Origin of the sequence: Sinanaerobacter chloroacetimidivorans (genome assembly GCF_018128545.1) — a bacterium.
In the GTDB taxonomy this organism is placed as follows: Bacteria; Bacillota; Clostridia; order Peptostreptococcales; family Anaerovoracaceae; genus Sinanaerobacter; species Sinanaerobacter chloroacetimidivorans.
Genome location: NZ_JAGSND010000002.1, coordinates 356,159 through 372,030, shown reverse-complemented (window position 1 = coordinate 372,030; position 15,872 = coordinate 356,159). Strand labels below are relative to the sequence as shown.

The 15,872-nt window shown below is 43.1% G+C and carries 18 protein-coding genes; 9 read left to right on the top strand and 9 right to left on the bottom strand.

The genetic code is table 11. The features are described from left to right. Window positions 1-5 precede the first annotated feature (5 nt). Together KCX82_RS04830 and KCX82_RS04825 are read left to right on the top strand one after the other, a co-directional pair. Complete coding sequence (locus tag KCX82_RS04830) at window positions 6-455, top strand: DUF2680 domain-containing protein (RefSeq protein ID WP_227017308.1); 450 nt, start codon at window positions 6-8, stop codon at window positions 453-455. Between the two features lie 143 nt (window positions 456-598). Continuing rightward, the gene (locus KCX82_RS04825) at window positions 599-1,036 is read left to right on the top strand and encodes a C-GCAxxG-C-C family (seleno)protein (protein WP_227017307.1); all 438 of its coding nucleotides are present in this window, start codon (window positions 599-601) and stop codon (window positions 1,034-1,036) included. Window positions 1,037-1,144: 108 nt separating this feature from the next. Here the strand turns inward: KCX82_RS04825 and KCX82_RS04820 are convergent, their stop codons facing one another. After that, window positions 1,145-2,092 carry a rhodanese-like domain-containing protein gene (locus KCX82_RS04820; protein WP_227017306.1) on the bottom strand — a complete coding sequence of 316 codons (948 nt, stop codon included), beginning with the start codon at window positions 2,090-2,092 and terminating at the stop codon, window positions 1,145-1,147. Between the two features lie 14 nt (window positions 2,093-2,106). Then, window positions 2,107-3,027, bottom strand: a complete 921-nt coding sequence (locus KCX82_RS04815) for a sulfurtransferase (RefSeq protein WP_227017305.1) — start codon at window positions 3,025-3,027, stop codon at window positions 2,107-2,109. Between the two features lie 371 nt (window positions 3,028-3,398). On the opposite strand from KCX82_RS04815, the gene KCX82_RS04810 reads away from it, so the two are divergent. After that, window positions 3,399-4,844 carry an ArnT family glycosyltransferase gene (locus KCX82_RS04810; RefSeq protein WP_227017304.1) on the top strand — a complete coding sequence of 482 codons (1,446 nt, stop codon included), beginning with the start codon at window positions 3,399-3,401 and terminating at the stop codon, window positions 4,842-4,844. Here KCX82_RS04810 and KCX82_RS04805 read toward each other — a convergent pair. From KCX82_RS04805 to KCX82_RS04780, 6 genes are read right to left on the bottom strand one after another with little or no spacing between them, the layout of a single operon-like run. Beyond that, window positions 4,794-5,417 carry an ABC transporter ATP-binding protein gene (locus tag KCX82_RS04805; protein WP_227017303.1) on the bottom strand — a complete coding sequence of 208 codons (624 nt, stop codon included), beginning with the start codon at window positions 5,415-5,417 and terminating at the stop codon, window positions 4,794-4,796. The two genes, KCX82_RS04810 and KCX82_RS04805, sit on opposite strands and share 51 nt — an antisense overlap. Before the next feature lie 16 nt (window positions 5,418-5,433). Next, complete coding sequence (locus tag KCX82_RS04800; protein ID WP_227017302.1) at window positions 5,434-6,222, bottom strand: ABC transporter permease; 789 nt, start codon at window positions 6,220-6,222, stop codon at window positions 5,434-5,436. Beyond that, complete coding sequence (locus KCX82_RS04795) at window positions 6,200-7,213, bottom strand: ABC transporter substrate-binding protein (protein WP_227017301.1); 1,014 nt, start codon at window positions 7,211-7,213, stop codon at window positions 6,200-6,202. Before KCX82_RS04795 ends, KCX82_RS04800 begins: the two co-directional genes overlap by 23 nt. Beyond that, window positions 7,213-8,439, bottom strand: a complete 1,227-nt coding sequence (locus KCX82_RS04790; RefSeq protein ID WP_227017300.1) for an ATP-grasp domain-containing protein — start codon at window positions 8,437-8,439, stop codon at window positions 7,213-7,215. The genes KCX82_RS04795 and KCX82_RS04790 overlap by 1 nt, the downstream gene beginning before the upstream one ends. 11 nt (window positions 8,440-8,450) lie before the next feature. Further along, complete coding sequence (locus KCX82_RS04785) at window positions 8,451-9,152, bottom strand: glycosyltransferase family 2 protein (protein WP_227017299.1); 702 nt, start codon at window positions 9,150-9,152, stop codon at window positions 8,451-8,453. Beyond that, window positions 9,131-10,315, bottom strand: a complete 1,185-nt coding sequence (locus tag KCX82_RS04780; protein WP_227017298.1) for an aminotransferase class V-fold PLP-dependent enzyme — start codon at window positions 10,313-10,315, stop codon at window positions 9,131-9,133. Before KCX82_RS04780 ends, KCX82_RS04785 begins: the two co-directional genes overlap by 22 nt. Window positions 10,316-10,592: 277 nt before the next feature. Between KCX82_RS04780 and rfbB the strand changes: the two genes are divergently transcribed. Next, window positions 10,593-11,576 carry a dTDP-glucose 4,6-dehydratase gene (gene rfbB, locus KCX82_RS04775; RefSeq protein WP_227017297.1) on the top strand — a complete coding sequence of 328 codons (984 nt, stop codon included), beginning with the start codon at window positions 10,593-10,595 and terminating at the stop codon, window positions 11,574-11,576. Between the two features lies 1 nt (window position 11,577). Beyond that, the gene (locus KCX82_RS04770; RefSeq protein ID WP_227017296.1) at window positions 11,578-11,820 is read left to right on the top strand and encodes a sulfurtransferase TusA family protein; all 243 of its coding nucleotides are present in this window, start codon (window positions 11,578-11,580) and stop codon (window positions 11,818-11,820) included. On the opposite strand, the gene KCX82_RS04765 is transcribed toward KCX82_RS04770, so the two are convergent. Beyond that, window positions 11,817-12,713 carry a LysR family transcriptional regulator gene (locus KCX82_RS04765; RefSeq protein ID WP_227017295.1) on the bottom strand — a complete coding sequence of 299 codons (897 nt, stop codon included), beginning with the start codon at window positions 12,711-12,713 and terminating at the stop codon, window positions 11,817-11,819. The genes KCX82_RS04770 and KCX82_RS04765 overlap by 4 nt on opposite strands. Before the next feature lie 157 nt (window positions 12,714-12,870). Here KCX82_RS04765 and KCX82_RS04760 point away from each other — a divergent pair, with 157 nt between their 5' ends. From KCX82_RS04760 to KCX82_RS04745, 4 genes are all read left to right on the top strand, one after another. Then, entirely contained in the window at window positions 12,871-13,551 is a 681-nt protein-coding gene (locus tag KCX82_RS04760) for a YeeE/YedE thiosulfate transporter family protein (protein ID WP_227017294.1), read from the top strand. 20 nt (window positions 13,552-13,571) lie between these two features. Next, window positions 13,572-13,799: a sulfurtransferase TusA family protein gene (locus tag KCX82_RS04755; RefSeq protein ID WP_227017293.1), complete on the top strand. Its 228-nt coding sequence runs from the start codon at window positions 13,572-13,574 to the stop codon at window positions 13,797-13,799. 45 nt (window positions 13,800-13,844) lie between these two features. Further along, window positions 13,845-14,393, top strand: a complete 549-nt coding sequence (locus KCX82_RS04750; RefSeq protein ID WP_227017292.1) for a YeeE/YedE thiosulfate transporter family protein — start codon at window positions 13,845-13,847, stop codon at window positions 14,391-14,393. Between the two features lie 87 nt (window positions 14,394-14,480). After that, window positions 14,481-15,701, top strand: coding sequence for an FAD-dependent oxidoreductase (locus KCX82_RS04745; RefSeq protein WP_227017291.1), 1,221 nt, complete (start codon window positions 14,481-14,483; stop codon window positions 15,699-15,701). The last annotated feature ends 171 nt before the right edge of the window (window positions 15,702-15,872 follow it).

Genomic DNA, 15,872 nt, shown 5'->3' with positions numbered 1-15,872 from the left:
TTAAAATGAAAAAAATTAAAAAATTAATCATGGTGGGAGTTATAGTATTGGCAGCGGGTGCGGCATCAGTCACCGCATTTGCAGCTTCCTCATATAACACTCCCGCAGAGGCTGTAGCGGGGTTAACAGGCAAAACAGTTGAAGCTGTCATCGCAGAAAGATATGAAACGGGAAAATCCTATGGAACTATGGCAAATGAGGCAGGAAAGTTAGAAGCGTATAAGGCAGAGATGCTGCAAATCAAAAAGAATATTTTAGCTGAAAAAGTTGCAGCCGGACTATTGACACAGGAGAGGGCTGATGAAATAATCACAGCTATAGAAAACAATCAATCCTCTTGTGATGGTACTGGTATGCTAAAAAACGGTCAAAGAATGGGTGCAGGGTTTGGCGGTATGCAAGGTAATGGCAGAGGTGGGTTCGGCCAATGCAGTGGTCTTGGTCAGGCCCAATAGTGACGAGCTTTTCATATAAAAAACATGAGGTGTTCCATATCATTTCAGGAATATCTCATGTTTTTATAATTGTCCATAAAGGAATATAGACATATGCTCATTACAATGCTACTATATAAGTATAAATGAATGGAGGGCGTATCATGAGTGATGAAATGTCTGTCGAAGCAAGGAACAAATCCGGAAATTATTTTAAAGAAGGGTACAATTGTGCAGAAGCAGTTTTTTTAACCTTTCGTGAATTGCTTGCTCCGGAAATAGATCCTGCTTTGGTGAAGCTGATGACTGGATTCGGCGGTGGTGTAGGACAGTCGGGATGTATGTGCGGTGCACTTTCCGGAGCGATTGTTGCATTAAATATGATAAAAGGACGAACTTCAAACCTGGAGTCCCGAGAAGAAGCATATCAATATGCCAAGGAATTCAGCGAACGATTTGTAGAAAAATACAGCGTTACCTGTTGCCGTGCATTGAATCCATATCCGTTTGAAACAAAAGAACATTTAACAAATTGTTTAAAGATTACAGGTAATACAAGCAAGATGTTAATGGAGTTTATCGAAGAAAAAGGGCTGGTATAAAGGAGCAAAGAATAAGAACACCTGAAGGTATCGGCTGATATCCGATATTTCAGGTGTCCTTCTATTTCTGAAACAATTTTGTGGAGAATCGGCTTACCCGATCAGTACTTATTCGGTTACGGTTTCGAAGCCTGCGCCGAGCCAGCCTGATTTCGTTTCTACACTACCCATACCAAACTGCATGTTGTAAGCTTCATAACCCAGCAGCCTGAGAATGGCAACCGTTTGAGAAGCTGTTTGGCCGGTGTAGCAGTACACGATGATTTTCTTATCCTTGGGCAATTCAACCAAAGAATCCTGCATTCCTGCTCCGAAAGGAATGTTGACAGCACCCTTGACATGGCCTTTCGCATAGTCTTCAGCCTTTCTGACGGAAACGATCATATAATCGTCAGATTCAGAATCAACAATTTCTTTCACATTTTCAACCTTGATATTCTGGGCCTCTGTCGGAGTTCCGGCGTAGGAAGCAACTGTTGCATAATATTCTTCAACTGCGGCTTTGATATCGCTGTTTACTTCATAGGTATCGGCAGGAAGATCTACAGGGTCGGTACTTAAGTAATTTTCAAAATTCGGCTCTACGGAAATACCTCTTACAAAACCGCTTTGAACGTTATAAGCAGGTTTACCTGCTACGTTTAATACAGCGGTGGTTTGAGACGCTGTCTGACCCGTATAGCAGTATACGTAGACCGAAACATCATCAGGAATGATCTCGAGATTCTGCGCGATGGATCCATTTCCAAAAGGCAAATTTACAGCGCCTTTAATATGGCCTTTTGCATAATCATCAGCAGATCGAATGTCAATAATGAACATTTCTTCGCCCGCATCGATTTTCGTAAAGAAATCAGCAGGAGAGATCACATGTCTATCGGCAGGGAAATTTGCGAAGTATGCCAGGGCTGCTTCTTCGACAGCGTTGGTTTCTTCAGCAACAGGGGTTTGTTCAGCAGGTGGTGCCGCAGCCTCTTCGTTGCTGCCGCAAGCTGCGAACGATACCGCTGTCAAGAGAACGCATAACAAGATAACCAATAATTTTTTCAGTTTCATAGTTTACTTCCTCCTCAGGATGCATCTTTTTTGCTTGGCAGAGCGCTGGCTCCGGCAGGCAATTCTATTGGATTATTTGGGTTTGATGACCACTCCAGATAAGCGCCATCATAGATTTTGATATTCCGGTATCCCGCATTATAGAGGGATAAGAACACTGCTGAAGCTCTCATTGAGGTTCGGCAATACAGAATGATTTCTTTCTCCGGTCTCATTCCGTTGTCAATAAAGTTGATTCTGGTCGCTTGTACGTCTTTAAAAGTATTGTCCGAGTAAAAAATATTGTTGTAATCATACATGACGGATGATGGAACTTTTCCTGATTCGCTGAACTCCTCATCTGTTCTTACGTCCAGCAGAACAACATTGGGGTTTGGCTCGTTGATTTGATCCATCACATCACTGATGTCTGAAAGAAATGCCTTGTTTTTTTCGTCCGCAGTGTAAGTGGTTTTTTGAATTTCCGGAACTTCTCCTGTTAGCTCGATTCCGGCTCTTTTGATTGCCTCCAGACCTCCGTCGATAACTCGTGCATTTTCATTTCCGTATACCAGCAGTGACCACCATAGTCGTGCAGCACTCATTTTGTCATTATCATAGATTATAATTGTTGAATCATTATCAATACCTTTTTCACCCATCAGTCTTTCAAATTTGGATTTTGAGGTGAGCATATTCTCAACCGGTACATTGATTACAATGTCGTCCTTGATAATATTGACGGCGCCATTAACATGTTCTGCTGCATATTCTTCCGGACTCTGCATATCTACGATCACTAGATTGTCATTGTTCGATATGAGGTCGGTAAGGGAAGCAGCGCTAATGATTTGAGGCGTTGTCTCCTCATATTCGGATGGGTTGCAGGCAGCAATAACGATTGCTAACATTACGACCAACAGGAAGAATGTTAAATTTTTGGCAATTAATCGCACAAACTTGCCTCCTCCTTTACAAAGTGTCATACCTGATTTGTAAACTGTCATTGTAAACATCATATACCAAAATGAAAACATTGTGATATAAATATCTATTATACAACATGCTATTATTTTATAGTTGAAATAACAAGGACATTGTGAGATAGTGGTGAAAATGGGATTATAGAACGGTGGAACGTATAATGAGAATAAGCGATATAATAAATACATTGCATTTTGGGTTGTTCAGGATTCGGGTAAGGAAACAGGAACTGATCCTGGGAATTTATATTTTTTGTTACTTTCTTATCAGTTTATCTTTTTTAACTAATTTTCCGTTTGTCCATTCCGATGAGTCGTGGCTGTCGGGATTAACGAGGAATATGATGGAGAATGGAGACTTGGGCGTGACGGAAACCTTCTATGACCTGAAGCCTAGATATCCTCACGCAATAAAAATCTTGTTTCATCTGCTGCAGATGCCAATGCTGGCATTGTTTCAATATCATATCTTTTCCTTTCGGCTCCTTTCCCTGATATTCGGGTGTATTGCCCTTATCTTGTTTTATTTTCTGCTGAAAGCCATTTTTGATAAATTTGGTGAGGAACGTTTCTGCGAATACCCCCTGGCGGGAACCGTATTCTTGTCCGCCGATATTCAATTCATCTACGCCAGTCATTTTGCCAGACAGGAAATCATCCTTGTTTGCTGTATTCTCGCATGTATTCTGGCCGTCATAAAAAAACGGAGCCTGACCGCCGGTTTGATTACGGGTTTATCCGTCGGCCTTCACCCAAACAGTTTTCTGATCGGTACGATGTGCGCCGCCATGCTGTTTCCGGTAGGCTTCAAAAATATGAGGCGGCTGAAGAGCTGGAAACCGCTGCTGGGTTACGCCGGGATCACATCGATGATCGCTGCTTTTTTTGTTGCAGTAAGTCTTTCTTTTGACAGAAGCTTTTTCCGTCATTATTTTGAATATGGAAGCAGTGAGTTTGATGTCGGTGCACCCGTTACGGACAAGGTAACGGAGCTGCCTTATTTTTTTCTGAAAATCTGGTATCAAGTAAGCGGCACTTATTACGTTCCCAACGTGAGGTTCGAATTCGTCCTGTTCGGCCTGGCGGCAGCATTCCTGCTGCTTCTGTTGATACGGGGAAAAATGAGATACGGAGCGGAATTTGTTTTAGTTGGAAAGGGTCTCGTCGGCATCCTGACCGGTATGGTGCTGATCGGAAGATACAATCAGACAAGCATTATCTTTTTATTCCCCTTATTTTCAACAATGGTTTTTCTTGCCGTTAGCTGTATGACGGACATCCTGCGCAAGGCAAAAAAAACGGTACGCAATATCATGAACATCGTGCTCATTATGGCAGTCACTTCCATAAGCGCTGTCAATATCGCTCCATGGCTGCATTTCAGCTATGAAGATTATATCGGTGAAATAGCAAAGACGGTGGAACCGGAAAACAAGGTTCTTGCAAATCTGAACAGCGAATATTATTTCGAAAACGGTAAGCTTCTTGATTACAGAAATCTATCCTATTTAGCGGCTGAGGATCTGTCTGTAGAAGAATATATCAGAAAAAATAAAATCGAGTATATCATACTGTCCGATGAAATGGACCTGATATACTCGCAGAGACCTGTATGGAATATGATTTACGGAAATCCAAGATATATGGAAGAACTCCGTCGCTTCCTGGATGAAAACTGCATGCCGGTCCACGAATTCCGGAACAATCTATATGGAATTCGAATCATACCATACATAAATTCAGACAGAGATTTTACCGTTCAGATCTTCAAAGTAAAGGATTTGTTCTGACAGTCTTTCTGCTTCCTCCAGATCATGGGTCACAAAAATGACCGTAAGCTTCTTTTCTCTCCAGATTTTAAGCAGGAGTTCATAGGCTATTTCTTTGTTAACCCTGTCCAGACTGGTAAATGGTTCATCCATCAGAAGAACCTTGCATCCTACCGCCAGGGCACGGGCCAGGGCACCTCTTTGTTTCATTCCGCCTGACAGCTGGTGGGGATAGTAATGATGGTACTCCAGCAGACCGACTTCTGAAAGGGCCGCCTTTGCCTTCTCTGCGGCTTGTGCTTTACTGATTCCTTTATGGGTTTTCCTGATGGCATAGGAAAGATTACTTTCCAGGGTTCTCCAGGGAAACAGCTGATTGGCATCCTGAAAAATCATAAATATTTCTCTGGAAGGCTTCGAATGTCCGTCGAAACCGCCGATCAGCTTGAGCAGGGTCGTTTTGCCGCAGCCGGAAGGGCCGATAATCGAGACGAAATGGCCGCTGGGGACAAACAGTGACAAATTATCGAGAACTTTTCTTGTTCCTTCTTCGTGAAGATATTCTTTTGTAATTCCGCTTAATTTGATATCCATATGATGCCGCCTTCATTCAGATTTTACTTTGTCCCCATTTCAGTACAGTTCTTTTTTCAATAGAGTCAAAAAGGATTCTTTCTATCAATAATCCGACAAGGATCACGACGATAATACCGGCAAACAGGCCGGAGGTATTCATAAAGGTTCTCTGCTTGAAAATATACCAGCCGATGCCGCCCTTCAGACCAATGGCGCCAAATACCATTTCCGCGCCGATCAAAGCTCTCCAGCTTCTGGCGAATGCTATTTTCACGCCTGAAATCAAATAGGGGAGAGAGGCTTTCAGCTTGATTTCATAAGCAATTTCCAGGGGGGACAATTCCAAATTTCTGCCAATATCCAGATAAATTTGAGGAACTGCCTGAAAACCCGAGTTCAAATTGATCAGAATCGGCCATAAGGCCGAATGTACGATAATGGCAATGATACTCGCATCCCCGGTACCAAACCAGACGATGATCAGCGGCAGAAGCGCCAATGCAGGCAGGGGATGACCGATAGCTGAAAGAACTTTTACCAGACCCGACATGATCATGGATTTTTGTGCGGCAAACGCCAGCAGAATGGCCGATAAAATCGCAATGACGATACCGATAAGAATCACTCTGAGAGAATAATACAATTGATATGCCAGATCACCATGCAGGAACGAGTCGGTCAAGGCCGCTGCCACATCACCGATACTGGGCAGCAAAAGACTAGATATTCCGCCGATTGTGGCAGCTAACTGCCAGATTATCAGCATTACGAATATCCAGAATATAATGATAAGCTTTTCCTTACTCTTTTTCGTTGTTTTCATTGGTACCTCTTGATTTGGGGAAAACCGCATCGTGATAGTTAATAGGATTCTTCAGCATCCCGATACGATACATCTCTTCCGCCAATTTGTCGATGCCGGTAAGTTGATTGGAATAAATCGTACCGTTATAGGTCATCTGTTCTTTTAAAGTTGCTTTATCGATATCATAAATCGGTGCCAGCATTTCTACAGCTTCATCCATATTGCTGTTGATATAATCGATAGCAGCGTTCAGAGAACGGATGATCGCATCATATTCTTCGGGATTTTCCTTGTAGAAGCTTACCATGGCAACTCCCGTGATAAAGGTGAACGGCTGTCCCATGATTTCCTCACCGGTGGTGATAATCTTCATGCCATGCTCCAGTTCCTTATCAAGGTAGGGGGGAGTTGAAAAATGAGCCGTGACCTCGGTATCGGCAATCAATGCGTCCATGGCATCGGGGTGTGATAAGGAAACGATTTGATTGTCAAATTTATTTGGGTCTCCGAATACCTGATTGCTGGCAATACAAAGCAGGATATGTTGGGTAGAACCCGGCGATAATATCGCGATCCTGTCGTTGTCACGAAAATCACGGATGGAATTGATATCAGGCTGATCCGTAACAAGTGCGACTTGATTGAAAGAGATACCGGCAGCATATTTCCAATCCATACCGTTATCGATTCCGATCAGGACGGGTGCGGAACCCATAAAGCCGAAGTCGACGTCTCCTGCGAGCATGGCTTCCCGGATCGGAGTCGGGCCGCCGTATTGCTTCCAGTTTATTTTTACGCCTGGAAGCTCTTGTTCGAGCAATTTTTGCTCTCTCATAACCTGCAGCGGAGCATAGGCAATACCGAATTGCTCCGCAATATGAATCTCTTTTTGTTTTTCACTGCCGGAACATCCCGAAAGTGGCAGCAAAACTGCTGCGGAAAGCAAACATACGGACAAACCGTAAACCAGCGCTCTGGCTGATTTTTTTTTTCTAAAGTATTGAAGCATTATAAAACCTTATATAAATTATTCCCTTTCTCATCCAGAATTTTAAAATTGCGTTGAAAAAGATCAACGGATGGTGCTATTGGACCGGAGTCTGTAAAAAGAACACAATGTCCAAAACGGGCAGTTGCGTTTTTAATGGATTTTATTTCCTCTCTCTGTTTATAATTATAGCCGGCATCTATGACATGCTCCAGCTTTAACAGCTGCTCGACAGGAGTGATCGATGATGGGATACCAGGACTTGCAAACATCAGCTGGACCGAAGCTTCCGCACTGGACTTCGAACAGTCAAAATCCTGCAAAGGAGCTGCATCGACCTCCATGCCCAGAGATATGCGCATGACGGCGTCCAGAATATCAAAGCCGCTGATTTTTTTGATGATGACATCCTCGAAAGCGCCTCCGATTCTTGCTGCCACTTCATTCACCATGAGACCCTTTTCACCGATAAGCATCTGGATATACAAGGGGCCGTTTGTAAGATGAAAAGCCTTTACGATCTTTTCTGATATTTCTTTGATTTCCTTATAGTTACCCATATGTACACTGGGAAACCTATGGGAGGTGCAAATCCCGATATGGACGGGATCCTGCAGCAATATCCGGTCGGTTATCGTCAGTATGGTCAGGCTGGAATTTTGGATCCATCCGCTTACAGTGATTTCATCCGAAGGATAGTACTCTTCCAGCAATGCTTCCTTTTCCCTTGAAAAGGAAAGGGTTTGATCGAGATAATGAAAAACAAGATTTTTATCATCCAGCCGGAAAACTCCCCGCTGCCCCTGCGAATCCAGAGGTTTCAGCACTACCGGTACGGTAAGCTCTTTGATGTCGTCAAAGGAGGAATCGGAATGAATCAGTTTATAATTCACGGATGGAATTTGATTGGCCTTAAAAATAGCTTTCATTATTTTTTTATTGGTGACCGACTTTGCTTCTTCGGAGCCGATGGCTGACGGCAGATGCAAGGCTTCTGCAATGAGGGCGGCTGTCAGAACCGGTTGGTCCGTACCCATCGTCATAATTCCGTCGGCACCGATTTCCCTGGCGGCCCGAATGCAGCCTTCCGGATCAAAGGTACTGACCTCTATGTGGCCATCGGCAAAGCATGCCGCCAACGGGGACTTCGCATAATCGGCTATAAACACTTCATACCCAAGTGATTTTCCATGTAAAACAGCATTCTTCTGGCAATTGGAACCGCCGAGTATCATTATTTTTTTCATATTACCACCATTTATAACAACTTTAACTTATAGCTCATTAAAAGCCTGAAATATACAAGCAGCAATTTTCCGAAACGGTAGCTGGACCTTCCACAGTGTCTGGGAACATACTCATAAGTAATATTTGCTGTACGGATATCATATTGAAACGCTTCTGCCGAAAGATAAAAATACTTCTTTTTCGACTCTGCGATTTTTACGGCAAGCTCGTATGATAGAATTCGAAAAGCACTTACTCTGACACCGGCAGGCTTATTGGGAAAACTGTCGAAAAGCAGATCACGGAAGCGGCTTCCCAAACGTCTGATAAAGGATGGAGAAGGGTTGACTGCCTCTTTTCCGATAACCGGCACGGCATAAACAAGGTCATAGCCTGATTTCATTGTTTCGAGAAGAGAAGGGATCACACTGACTGGGTTCTGGAGATCATCATCCATCGTAATGACATATTCACAGGGTTCGGATATCATCTTCAGGCCGGTATGCAGCGATGCCTGCTGTCCTCTGTTTTTCCGGGCAAAGAAATAATCGATATTGGGATATTCCTGTGCCAGGGTTTGAATGATATCCCTTGTATCGTCCATGCTTGCATCGTCGACGAATAAAATACGAAAATCGTATCTTCCGAGTTCTTTTTCAAGCTGCTCCGTAAGCAGCCGAACGGTTCCGGAAGCATTATAAGTTGGTATGATTACGTTGATAAGCGTTGCCATGATAGTTCTCCTACTCGCTTGATAAGAAGGCCGGCTGCAGTTTCACAGTCTGTCCTTGTCATTTCCGTATGGATCGGCAGCCTCAAGAGGGTCTCGAAAGCGGAAAGGCTGTTCGGAAAATCAGCGGCTGTGTAACCCAAAGCTTTTCCATAATCGGAAAGATGCAGCGGAACAAAGTGTGTTCTGACGTCGATACCGTCGGCAAGTAAACCCTTTCTTACGGCTTCTCTGGTTTCATAATCCTTGCAATTGATGTAATAGATGTGATAATTGGGGGCCGAATAGTCGGGAATTTCCATGAGGCTTATTTTTTCACCAAGTTTTTCAAACGATCCGGATAAAATTTCATGATAGGTGTCCGAAACCGCTTTGCGTTTTGCCGTTATCACTTCATAATCAAGGAGTTGGGCGTACAGCAAAGCGGCACAAGCCGCGCTCATCATATAATTTGAACCGGCGCACTGCCAGGAATAGCTCGATGTTTTCTGCTTATAGAATTGTGCCTTATTGGTGCCGTTATCTCTCAGAATTTCCGCAAAATCTATTCGGGATGAATCTTTGCATAAAAAAGCTCCGCCTTCTCCGCAGGAAAAATTCTTTGTATGATGGAAACTATATGCACCAAAATCGCCGATGGTCCCTAGCGGATTACCGTTGTATAAACTATGAACTGCCTGGGCCGCGTCTTCAATCACCGCTATCCGGCAATCCTGAGCCAGCTTCATCAGGCTGTCCATATCACAGGAAATCCCGGCATAATGGGTAGGCATAATCGCTCTCGTTTTTTTGGTAATTCTTAAAGCGGCATCTTCCAAAGATATGGTTTTCGTTATCGAATCGACGTCGCACAGGATGGGAGTTCCGCCATATTTGATCACAGCATTGGCGGCAGATGGAAAGTTATAAGAGGGAATGATCACCTCGTCGCCCGGCTTTAAACCAAGAAGCTGAACTGCCAGTTCCAATGCTGCAGTAGCTGATGGCGTAAATAATATATTGCTTATTCCGCCGCTTTGATCGAAGTGCTCCTTCAGCAAACCGGCATACTTGCCGTCGGTGGAAAGAAAGCCTTCAAATAAAGCATCTTCCAAGCAGCACATCTGATTTTTCGGTTGAAATCTTTCATAAAAATTGACAATCATATCTTCTACACTTAAACTCAATAGGGTGGTAATTGGCAAACCTAATCATAATATACTTGCAATTGCATTGTCAATATGTGATATAATGAACGCGATTATTGAGATGCAGCGTTGCTGTAAAGAAGCGTTCATTGATCATCATGGTTGACCTAGTTATGATAGAATGAACGCGATTATTGAGATGCAGCGTTGCCTTTTTTCCGCAGCTAAAGCTGCAATGGAAAAACGGACAGCAGGGAGCGAAGCGAGTCGGAGGCGAAGCCGTTGATGCATTAGCGGCTACTAGAAGGAGGACTGAATGAAAATACTGATTACCGGCGGAGCAGGCTTTATTGGCAGTAATTTTGTTTATTATTTTCTTGAAAAGTATAAAGATTGGAATGTGGTATGCCTTGACAAGTTAACCTATGCAGCGAATATTCATACCTTAGACCGTGCTATGCAAAATCGGAACTTCAAGTTCATTCAGGGGGATATTGCAGACAGGGATTTCATATTTGATGTTTTTGATCTTGAGAACTTTGACGTAGTAGTCAATTTTGCGGCTGAAAGCCATGTCGATAAATCCATTGAGGATTCAACAATTTTTTTAAAGACGAATGTTTTAGGAACACAAGTATTGATGGATGCTTCCAGAAGATTTCGGGTGAAGCGCTTCCACCAGGTGTCGACGGATGAGGTTTACGGAGATCTGCCTATGGACAGGCCGGACCTGCTGTTTACGGAATCGAGCATCATCCAGACTTCCTCCCCGTATGCAGCATCTAAAGCGGCAGCCGATCTGCTTGCACAATCATACTTCAGAACCTACGGATTTCCGGTTACCATATCAAGATGCTCCAACAACTATGGCCCGTTCCAATTTCTGGAGAAGCTGATTCCTTCCACGATTATCAGAGCCTTAAAAAATCAGAAATTGCCGATATACGGCACCGGAGAAAATATTCGGGACTGGCTTCATGTATCTGATCATTGCACTGCCATAGATCTTATACTGGTTCAGGGCAAGATGGGAGAGGTCTATAACATAGGGGGAAATAATGAGAGGACAAACCTTCAGGTCGTCAGCATTATTCTAAAAGAATTAGGGAAATCGGAGAATTTAATTGAATATGCGGAAGACAGGCCGGGACACGACTTAAGATATGCGGTAGATTCTACTAAAATTAAAAATTTACTTTTCTGGGAGTCATCCATTCGCTTTGAGAAGGGGATCGTTGATACGGTTCGCTGGTACCAGAATCATCAAGACTGGTGGAAAGATATGATATGGGTATTATAAGATGAAACATGAGGAATTGATCCGAATCGACTGTCTGGGAGATATGTGCCCTGTCCCGATCATAAAACTGCAGAAACGGGAAGGTGAGCTTTCAAAAGGCAGACAAATCGTGCTGATTACAGACCACAGCTGTGTATCGGAATCGGTAAAAAACTATTGCAATGTACATCGCTACAAAGTAAAAATCCTGGAGCCGGTAAACGGTGTTTGGGAATTCTATATCAGCAAAAAACCAAATGATTAACAGAAGGTTTCGTCTACGATACTTTCAAAATAATCAAAAATTTCAGCAGGTGTGTCAAGAGCATCTTCTTTTTTCTTGTAAATCATATGTAAATCGTAGTTGACCTGAAACCCTGGTATTTCCAAGATTTTCAGTTGTTTTAAATAAATTTCTTTCTTAATGGACATATATGGCAGAAAGGCAAAGCCCAGGTTGGCAATCACAGAAGCCTTTACCGATTCCGTGGAGTCCAGATTCATTAAAACGGAAAAATCATTAATATCGTATCCTGCCTTTTTTAGTGACTGATTTAATATTCTTTGTGAGCTGAAGCGATCGATCAAGGTGATCATGGGATAAGTTTTCAGCTTATCCAGTGTAATGGAATTTTCGTTGTAAAATTTTTCCGAACATACCAGATACCCCCTGTCGGTATAGATATGTTTGCAGACCAGATCCGGATTATTGACCGAACTGACAATAAAACCGATACTCCCTTTTTCCTCCATGATTTTTCGAACCACATCATTGGAAGTCATGGTCGTTAATGTGAAATTAAACTTCGGAAACTTTTCATTCATTTTGTGAATGGTGCAAGGAAGAGCATACTGCCCAACCACATGAGAGGCAAAGATTCTGATGGTACCGCTGTAATTGGTCAGATTTTTCGTTTCCTCCAATAGATTCTCATAAACTTCTATGATTTGCTGAAAGTATTTATGTACAACCTTTCCGCTGCTGGTCAATTCGATACCGCGATTGCTCCGATCCAAAAGACGAAGTCCTATTTCTTCTTCCAGCTTTCTCATTTGCTGACTCAAAGCAGGCTGTGACAGGTGGCATTCTTCTGCTACTTTAGAGATACTTTTCTCGGTTGCTATTCTATGAAACAGTATGAGATGGTCTATTTGCATATCAAATCCTCCTGAACTCACATCGGTTATTTTGTTATAAATACTTGTTATATTGTATAACCAGATGGTATGGATACGCAAGTGTTTTGTATGCTATAATGACAACATGTAAACTGTCAAAAACTTAACAAATTATATCACGTAAAAGGAGGTACCTATGTCAGAAGAAATTAGAAGTATTCAGCGATCCGGTACTCGCACTCCTAGAAAACCAAAGAAAAGTCAAATTCCTTACGGAATTGCGCTTATGATCATCATCATCTTCATAGGGATTGCACTTAGTTATAAGTCTGGCAATCTGGCAATGTTTTGGATATTTGGCATCTGCTTTGGCTTCGTTCTCCAAAAATCGAGATTTTGCTTTACCGCATCTTTTCGAGATCCATGGATTACCGGGAGTACTTCGATAACAAAGGCCGTTTTGATTGCTTTTGCAATAACCACTATTGGTTTCACGGCGATTAAATACGGTGCCTTTATCAATGGATTGCCGATTCCGGGAATGAGTTATGTCGTTCCGATCAGTTTCGCCACCGTTATAGGCGGAGTCCTCTTTGGAACGGGCATGGTAATTGCCGGAGGTTGTGCATCCGGTACCTTGATGAGGGTAGGTGAAGGCTTTATGATGCAGATGCTGGCCTTGATTTTCTTCATTATCGGGTCATTATTAGGCGCTTATCATTTTGGCTTTTGGAAGATTAACTTCATATCAAACGGCCCTAAAGTTTTCCTGCCGGATTATTTCGGTTGGTTCGGGGCTGTAATCATACAGTTTTTAATTATTGGCTGTCTTTATGTTGCTGCCGACCTGTGGCAGAAAAAGAAAATGGGCGCATAACGCGGGAAAGGAATACAGAAATGAAAGAACATACTTTAGATTGTTTAGGCGAGGCTTGTCCTGTACCTCTTATGAAAACAGAAAAGAAAATAAATTCAATAGAGATCGGCGATGTACTGATCGTTCAAATCGATCATAGCTGTGCAATGAAGAACGTTCCAGAATGGGCCAGAAACCAGGGATACAATGTTGAAATCGACGAAGTAGCCGACGGAGAATGGGAAGTAGTTATTGAGAAGACAAAATAGCGGTTTCGGAGTATTTTCCACTTCCAGAAAGGCGGTGACGCAGGGTTGAAAAAAATTTGGGAAAAGCTTGAGAAAAATCAATACTACACAGCCATCTTTAAAAATCCGTTTACATATGTAACCGGTGCGGTGTTGCTCTCCATTCTGCAGATAGCGCTTCTGGCCACTTCGGGGAATCCTTGGGGTGTGTCGGGTCCTTTCACAAACTGGGGTGCATGGCTGTTTGAAGCATTGGGAGGAAGCGTGGACAAATGGTTCTATTTTTCCTCGGCCGGTGCACAAAACACCCTGAATGGCGGATTTTTAAATGATACTGGCTCCATTCAAAATGTAGGTATCATTGTCGGTGCCCTTATGGCCACTTTGCTTGCATCACAGTTTAAATTCAAAAAGATCAAATCCGTCAGGCAGGTGATTGCAGCTGTTTTAGGTGGACTGTTAATGGGTTACGGTGCAAGGTTGGCCTTTGGCTGTAATATCGGGGCACTCTTCAGCGGAATCGCTTCGCTCTCCCTATCGGGCTGGGTATTTGCGCTCTCTCTGCTGATTGGAGCGTATATCGGAAGCAAATTGTTAGCGAAGTTTTTTATGTAATTGAATCGACAAAAATTCTAAAGGGGAAGCTTTTTTGGCATACCCCTTAGCTTCTTATGGAATAAACAAAGTAAGAAAGGAAAAGAGATGGAAAAAAAAGTCGAAAAATATGACGTGGTCATTATCGGCGGCGGAGCTGCGGGACTGACCGCAGGCATTTATTGCGGCAGAGCCAGATTGAACACATTATTAATAGAGAAATCTTTGGTCGGCGGTCTTGCAACCTATACCAACGAAATTGAAAACTATCCCGGTTTTCCTGACGGTTCAACGGGGCTTGGATTAATGGAGCTGTTTCATAGACAGGCAAAGAAATTCGGTGTAAATTTCAAGCTTACGGATGTAAAAGGAGTAACGCTGAAAGGCGATACGAAGATTGTAGAAACGTTCCGCACGAATTATGAAGCCAAGGTGGTTATCATTGCCTCCGGAGGCAAACCTCGTTTGACTGGGGCAAAAAATGAAGATCTATTCCTTTATGATAAAGGAATTTCCTTCTGCGCGACCTGTGATGCTGCTGCCAATACCGGAAAAACCGTTATGGTAATAGGCAGTGGGGATGCCGCAATCGAAGAAGGCATGTTCCTTACCAAATTTGCTGATAAAGTAATCGTTTCTGTCATGCATGACGAAGGAATCATGGACTGCAACGAAATCGCTAAGAGCCAGGCTCTGGAAAATCCAAAGATGGAGTTCATCTGGAATACCCTGCCCCAGGAATTCGTCGGAGAAGAAAGACTGAATACAGTCGTTCTGAAAAATACTAAGACCAATGAGCTGATCGAGGTTCCTGTGGACTCCTGTTTCCTGTTCATCGGCTATCTCCCGAATACGGAAATCTTCCGGGACGAAATCGAGCTGAACAGACCCGGATATGTGATTACCAATGAAAAAATGGAAACCAATATCCCGGGCGTTTTTGCGGCCGGAGATGTAAGGGATAAATTCCTCAAACAGGTTGCAACAGCGGTGGGAGACGGTGCTATTGCAGGATATGGCGCTGAAAAATACATTGCCGAAAGCGAAGTGTTCAAGGATCAGATCATGGGCGGGGAACTCCCGGGTATCGTATTCCTATGGAATGCCGTTTCTCCGGAATGCAGAGCCTTGCTGCCTATGATCGAAGCATTTGAAGAAAAATACAAGAACCAAATAAAGGTTACCAAAGTGGATGTTTATAAATCCAAAGGCCTGGCCGACAGGCTGGGAGTCGGCGAGATTCCGGCGGTAGTATTGATCAAGGATGGTACAATCGTCAATACCTTAACATCCGATATTACCATGGAACGTATAGAAGCTTTGCTGTAGCTTTGGTTAAATCGGTGTTTAAAAATAGGCAGGAATATTGAACTTAAAATGTCTTGCCGCTATGAATTTCTTCGGAAACGAGAGCCCGCCACGCATTGAATTTGCAAATGTCGGCGGGCATTCTTGGTTTTTGGATTCAGAATTGGAATCTTAGTTCTCCATTCTTTTAAT